Consider the following 3,942-nt stretch of genomic DNA (forward strand, 5'->3'; position numbering starts at 1 on the left):
CTTATAAATGTCATTGTTAATGCCATGTTGTTTTTTCATTTGTCGATTTAAGTTTTTGGCATTTTAAACCGTTATATATTGTTTTGGTGGTATAAGATATTGATGATTTAAGATAAGTCTCATTCTCTTTTTATTTTCAACAGCAATCTATAAGATGAATTCCAGAAAACGCGGTATAACTGTTTTCTGCTTCAGGGTGAGGAAGAGTATTTGGAAAAACTTATCGCGGGGTATTACATTGGCCAGTTTGTTCAGTTTGATTTGAGCCATCGTCGATTATCCTGCCTGGATCCGAAAAGTCGCAGCACAATTAAAGAATACAGAATGCGGGATACGATGACACGCCTGTTCTTATTCTTATTGCAGAACGCGAACAATAAAGTTGTCCTGAAAAAAGATGTCCTCTATCACGTCTGGGATGTACATGGTCTGAAGTCATCTAATCAGCGCCTTTGGCAGGTTATGCAGTCATTGCAGCTTCGTTTGTTGTCGTTACAGGTTCCTGGCGACTTTATTATTTCTAAACAAACATCTGAAGGAACAGGCATTTATCTGAATGGAAAGATAATAAGACCTTATTATTTTGATATTAACAGTCTGGCCTGAACCGTCTCCTCTTCGCGCTATCCTGCGATAGCGCAATTTATTTATCAATCACGTTTAAGAAATAACTGGAAACTGTCGCTTTCTTCAGTTAATGCCAACTGGGTTGTTTGCTATGGAGGGTATTATATTGATTTAAAAGGAAAGTTATTCTTCATGTTGCACAGCAGAAAAGACTCTTTTTCTGCTTTTGAATAACAAATTAGTCACTCCAGATTTTATTGGTGAAAAAATGAATTTTCAATTAATTATTAAGGATATCAAAGGTAATTTGCTTTCTAAGCAAACCTTAAATTCCAATCAATCCCTCACACTGCAGGCGCCTCAGCACGCAGCTTCCTTTGAAATCCACAACAATAACGGGCAACCCCCTAAAAAAATTCACGTCAAAAAGGCTGATGGTAAGCTGTCTTTAGAAGTGATCGATGACGTTACTGGTGAGCAGTACGATATCGTGCTGGATAATTTCCCAGCTGCAGAGCAGCCTGTCATCCTGGCATCGGGTTCTGATGGCGTGGTGTATTCGTATGAGTACGACGCCGCATCTGATTTCTATTTACTCACTTCCACTTCGGTAGACGCTATCGCTGCAGACAACGGCTTCAGCGCTATGGGCATTGCCGGTGGTGCGCTGGCCGCTGCAGCTGCAATTGGCATTGCAGTAGGAGCTGGCGGCGGCGGTGGTGGCGGAAAAAGCAATCACTCTTCTGATGATTCAAACGCAGGTTCAGGCCAGGCGGGTTTATTACGTGATGAAGCGGGCAATATTCTGACCAATGGCAGCACGCTGACTGACAATACACCGACTTTCAGTGGCGAAGGAATGAAACCCGGCTCAACCGTGGTTATCAAAGATGGCGATACCGTAATTGGTGAAGCGACCGTCGATGAAGACGGCAAGTGGAGTCTGACGCCTGACGAACCGCTGGCAGACGGCGACCACTCAATCGTTATTGATGGCACCGATGTTGACGGCAAAGAAACCAGTGAGACGGTCGATGTGATCATCGATACCAATACTGATACCCCGGCAGGGGATGCGGGTGAGACTGATGCCCCGTCTGATGGTGGGGCCGATGCCCCTGCGGACGGCGGCTCTGATACTCCTGAGGCACCAGAAGACCCGACCAAACCGGGCCTGATCGACGACGCGGGCAACCCAATTGCAGACGGCGGCACCACCAGCGACAGCACCCCGACTATCGGCGGCGGCGGCATGGAGCCGGGCTCTGACGTGACCATCACTGATGGCGATAAAGTGATCGGCGAAGTCACCGTAGACGAAGACGGCAACTGGACCTTCACCCCTGATGAACCGCTGGACGACGGCGATCACGCGCTGGTCATCGACGGCACCGACGCCAACGGCAACGACGTAAGCAATACGGTGGACATCGTGGTGGACACCGACGCGACCACGCCGGGCCTGACCGACGACGCAGGCCACCCGATTAATGATGGCGACACCACCAACGACAGCACCCCAACCATCGGCGGCGGCGGCATGGAGCCGGGCTCCACCGTGACCATCACCGACGGCGACGAGGTGATCGGCGAGGTAACCGTTGACGAAGACGGTAACTGGACCTTCACTCCTGATGAACCGCTGGCCGATGGCGACCACGCGCTGGTCATCGACGGTACCGACGCGAACGGCAACGACGTGAACGACACGGTGAACATCGTGGTGGACCCGACCAAGCCGGACCTGACCGACGACGCGGGCAACCCGATCAATAATGGTGACACCACCAGCGACAGCACCCCAACCATTGGCGGCGGCGGCATGGAGCCGGGCTCTGATGTGACCATCACCGACGGTGACAAAGTGATCGGTGAGGTGACCGTAGACGAAGACGGCAACTGGACCTTCACCCCTGATGAACCGCTGGCTGACGGCGATCACGCGCTGGTTATTGATGGCACCGACGCGAACGGCGACGACGTAAGCAAGACGGTAGACATCGTGGTGGACACCGAAGCCAGCACGCCGGGTCTGACCGACGACGCGGGCAACCCGATTGAAGATGGCGGCACAACCAGTGACAGTACGCCGACCATTGGCGGTGGCGGTATGGAGCCTGGCTCTGATGTAACCATCACCGACGGTGACAAAGTGATTGGCGAAGTGACCGTGGACGAAGACGGTAACTGGACCTTCACCCCTGACGAACCGCTGGCCGACGGCGATCACGCACTGATCATTGATGGCACCGACGCCAACGGCAACAACGTGAACGACACGGTGAACATCGTGGTGGACACCGAAGCCAGTACGCCGGGTCTGACCGACGACGCGGGCAACCCGATTGAAGACGGCACCACCACCAGCGACACTACCCCGACCATCGGCGGCGGCGGCATGGAACCGGGCTCTGATGTGACCATCACCGACGGCGACAAAGTGATCGGCGAAGTGACCGTTGACGAGGACGGCAACTGGACCTTCACCCCTGACGAACCTCTGGCTGACGGCGACCACGCGCTGGTCATCGATGGTACCGATGCCAACGGCAACAATGTGAACGATACGGTCAACATTGTGGTGGACACTGAAGCCACCGATCCGGTACTGACCGACGACGGAGGCAGGGTCATTGCCGATGGTGGCACGACTACCGATAGCACGCCGACCATTGGTGGCGGAGGTATGGAACCGGGTTCGACCGTGACCATCAGCGACGGTGACAAAGTGATCGGCGAAGTGACCGTTGACGAGGATGGCAACTGGACCTTCACCCCTGACGAACCGCTGGCGGACGGCAACCACGCCATCACCATCGACGGCACCAACACCGATGGCAACACCGCCAGCGACACGGTGAACATCGTGGTGGATACCGGGGCAAGCGATCAGGTCATCATCGACGACACTGGCAAAGTGATTTCCGATGGTGGCATCACCAGCGACAGCACGCCGACCATTGGCGGGCAGAATATGGAGCCTGGCTCCACCGTCACTATCAGCGACGGCGACACCGTGCTGGGTGAAGCGACCGTGGGCGACGACGGTAAATGGAGCTTCACGCCGGATCAACCGCTGGCGGACGGTGATCACACCATCACCATTGCTGGGACGGATGCCAACGGCAATGCCACCAGCGACACCACCAATATTGTGGTGGACACTGAAGCCTCTACTCCGGTGCTGACCGATGATGCCGGTAACGCGCTCGAAGACGACGCGACCACCAGCGACAGCACGCCGACCTTTGGCGGCGAAGGTATGAAGCCAGGCTCCACCGTGACCATCACCGACGGTGACAAAGCAATCGGCGAAGCGACCGTGGGCGACGACGGCAGCTGGAGCTTCACGCCGGATCAACCTCTGGCGGACGG

2 protein-coding genes are annotated in these 3,942 nt (G+C 54.4%); both read left to right on the forward strand.

What is annotated here, in order from left to right; translation table 11 throughout:
• The first annotated feature begins 210 nt into the window (after nucleotides 1-210).
• Nucleotides 211-606 (forward strand): hypothetical protein, encoded by a 396-nt coding sequence (locus GSQ70_RS00645; protein ID WP_158780481.1) that lies wholly within the window; start codon nucleotides 211-213, stop codon nucleotides 604-606.
• Between the two features lie 415 nt (nucleotides 607-1,021).
• The coding region (locus GSQ70_RS00650) for an Ig-like domain-containing protein (protein ID WP_233268222.1) at nucleotides 1,022-3,942 on the forward strand (2,921 nt) is incomplete at its 3' end.

It is taken from the genome of Pantoea sp. BAV 3049 (assembly GCF_009765445.1).
In the GTDB taxonomy this organism is placed as follows: domain Bacteria; phylum Pseudomonadota; class Gammaproteobacteria; order Enterobacterales; family Enterobacteriaceae; genus Erwinia.